General features: G+C 64.7%; 3 protein-coding genes. All 3 read right to left on the bottom strand.

Going from position 1 to position 3,212, the window contains the following annotated elements; genetic code table 11:
• Positions 1–102: 102 nt before the first annotated feature.
• Positions 103–768, bottom strand: coding sequence for an ABC transporter ATP-binding protein (locus tag FJY68_13915; protein MBM3332918.1), 666 nt, complete (start codon positions 766–768; stop codon positions 103–105).
• A gap of 88 nt (positions 769–856) precedes the next feature.
• Entirely contained in the window at positions 857–1,984 is a 1,128-nt protein-coding gene (locus tag FJY68_13910) for an efflux RND transporter periplasmic adaptor subunit (protein ID MBM3332917.1), read from the bottom strand.
• 12 nt (positions 1,985–1,996) lie between these two features.
• On the bottom strand, positions 1,997–3,212 hold a 1,216-nt coding region (locus FJY68_13905; GenBank protein MBM3332916.1), incomplete at its 5' end, for a TolC family protein.

The following is a 3,212-nucleotide window of genomic DNA, read 5'->3' as shown; positions in this document are numbered from 1 at the left end:
CATCACGCCGATGATGATGCCGAGCGCGGTCAGGAAGGAGCGCATGCGGTGCGTGCGGAAGGTGTCGAGCGAGAGACGTACCAGTTCGAGTAGGGGCATCGTTCAGTCCGCAATCCGACCGTCAATCAGCCTAACGACCCGGCGGGCATGGCCGGCAACGGTCTGGTCATGGGTGACGAGGATGATGGTATTGCCCTGTTCGGCAAGGGAACCGAACAGGCGCATTATCTCGACGCCGGTCTTCGAGTCGAGGTTGCCGGTCGGTTCGTCGGCAAGCACGATCGAGGGACGGTTGGCGAAGGCGCGCGCGATGGCGACGCGTTGCGTTTCGCCGCCGGATAGTTCGCTGGGCTTGTGGGCCATCCGGTCTTTCAAACCGACCATTGCGAGCAGTTCGGCCGCGCGGCTAGCGCGTTCGCGGATCGGGACGCCGGCGTAGACCATCGGGAGCTGGACGTTCGCCTGGGCCGAGAGGCGCGGCAGGAGGTTGAAGGACTGGAAGACGAACCCGATCTCCCGGTTTCGCAGGTGGGCGAGCTCGGTGTCGTCAAGTGTCGAAATGTCGCGGTCGTTGAACAGGTAGCGGCCCGATGTCGGCGTGTCGAGGCAGCCGAGGAGATGCATCAGCGTGGATTTGCCCGAACCGGACGGACCCATCAGGGCGACGTACTCGCCCTTCTCGATCTGAAGCGTAACGTTGCTGAGAGCGTGGACCTCGATGGAGCCGGTACCATAGGACTTGCCGAGGTCTTCGGTGCGGATCAGCATGAGGGCAAATGACGAGACTCGAAGCCCGAATCCCGATTAAGACCCGAATCGTCGAAGTGCCGAAATCTGGTCATTCGAGCTTCATTCGTCATTCGGGACTGGCCTTGTCCGGCATGCTGTCTTTGGCCGGCTTCCCGGTCAGCCGCCGTCCTTCGGTCAGCTTGGCGAGTTTCTTATAGGGGCCGGTGACTACCTCGTCGCCAGGTTTGAGGCCGTCCGTTACCTGGATTTCAGTCTCGCTGGTCTTGCCGGTGCGGATGGAGGTCAGCACCGCCTTGCCGTCTTTGAGCAGGAACACGGTTTCGGTTTCCTTGCCCTTGACTTCACGGCGGCCGGCGGCCTGCACCGGTATTACGAGCACGCTGTCGAGTTCGGCGGTGGTGATTTCGGCGCGTACATTCATACCCGGGCGCAGGGCCGGGGCCGAGCTGTCCAGCGTTACCTCGACTTCAAAGGTGGTGCTCTGCTGGGTGGCGCTGAGCACGTTCTCGGTCGGCATGTGCGCGATCCGCGTGATGTGACCCGGGAATGACGTATCGGGCAGCGCGTCCACAAAGACCTTGGCCACCTGCCCGGTCGCCACCGACACGACATCGGCCTCATCGACGTCGATCAGCGCCTGCATCCGCGACATGTCGGCGAGGACCATGAGCACGGTTCCGGAGTAGTTCATAGTCCCGATCATCACGGCTTCGCCTTCCTCGATATTCAGCCGGGCGACCGTACCCGATATGGGGGCGCGGATGATGGTCTTGTCGTACTGGTCCCGGGCCTGGTCGTACTGGGCACTGGCCATCTCCAGCGCGGCACGCGAGGCCTCGTGGGCTTCAGACGCGATCAGTTTGGCGGAGTAGAGGCTCTCGACGCGGGTGTGACTGGCGCGGGCCTGGTCAAACCGCGCCCGGGCGAGGACGAGGTTCGCTTCGTAGCTGCGGCGGTCGAGTTCGAGCAGCAGATCGCCGCGGTTGACCCAATCGCCCTCTTTCACCGGCAGCTTGTCGACCACGCCCATCACCTGCGCCTGCAGGTTCACCTGAGCCTGGGCGCGCAGCCCGCCGGTGGCCGATACCTTGGACAGTATCGAGCCAAACTTAACTTTCTGCGTCTCGACTTCTTCCCCGCCGCCGGTCTTGCTCTTCAGGTTGGCTACGACGATGATGCCGAACAAGACCACGACTGCGGCCAGAATGACGATTGTACGCGTGCGCTTCTTCATCGAGTCTCCTAGCTAGCGGGTTTCCGGCCGGGTGCGGCCGAGCAGGTAGTTGATCTGCGCCGTCTGGATATAGGTGTCGGTCAGCGCCGTGATGTAGGAGGCGTGCGCCTGTTCGAGCGCGGTCTCGACGCTGAAGAAGTCGATGAGCGAGATGGCCCCGAGCCGCTGCTGCTCCTGCGCGAGGCGGTAGAGTTCGCGGTTGAGTTCCAGGTTCTTCCGCGCGTAGTCGTAGCGCTGGCTGGCTTCTTCGTAGCCGATGACCGCGGTCTTGGCGGCGGCGCGAACCTGGTAGCGGGCGGCCTGTGCCGCGGCCCTGGCCCGCCGCGAGCCGGCGACGGCATCGCAGACGTCCAGGACGAAGGCCTTGATGTCGAGCAGGGGAAGGGAGAACCTGATGCCGGTCGTGATGCAGTCATTGTCGGACCAGTCTTTCAGGCTCTGCGGCGGCGCCGAGTCGGAGTAGTCTGACGACCAGAAGGCCGACACCGACGGCAGGACCTGGCCGAACGCCGACACCGTGTTTATGGTGGCGATGGTCCCGGACTTGGTGGCTAGTTGTGCGCCGGGGTTGCGGCGTTCGATCTCGGCCGCCAGGCTGTCGGGGTTGGCTACCTCGAACCGGGCGGGTTCGGTGAGCTGCTCGGTCGGCTGCACGACCACGACCCGGCTGATGCCGGCAACGGCGAGGAATCCGGCATTGGCCGCCGCCAATGCCTTGTCCGCAGTCAGCAGGCCGATGTCGGCCTGCGACTTGTAGACCTCTGAGCGCATCACGTCGATCCGCGCGGCGGCCCCCAGCCGGAGCTTCTCCTGGTTCAGTCTCACGTTGTCGTCGGCCCGGTCCACGGCCGACGCGGCGGCATCGCGCAGGAGTCGCGCCCCGAGCAGTCCCAGGTAGCCGCTCGTAACGTCGAAGATGAGCCTGGCCTGCTTGTCCTGCGCGTCGGCGGAGTAGTATCCGGCCTGGATGAACGAGTTGGCGACCCCGGCAAACACGCGTGGGTCAAAAATGACCTGGCTAAGCGTGAGTGAGCCATCCCAGCTCTTGGTGGTTACCGTCGAGTCGAAGCCGGGGAGGACCTGTGATTCGGTACGGCCGTAGGCGAGCGAGCCGGTCGCCGCCGGCAGCAGCGCGTTGACACCCCGGCCGACCGCTATGCCGCTGCTCAGGCGGGACGCTGACGCCTGCGTCGAGGCCGGGCTGCCACGCAGCGCCTGGTCGAGGGCC

The sequence above is a fragment of the candidate division WOR-3 bacterium genome, assembly GCA_016867815.1.
In the GTDB taxonomy this organism is placed as follows: domain Bacteria; phylum Hydrothermota; class Tepidihabitantia; order Tepidihabitantales; family Tepidihabitantaceae; genus UBA2258.
The sequence above is the reverse complement of the archived record's forward strand: the minus strand, read 5'-3'. Positions and strand labels throughout refer to the sequence as shown.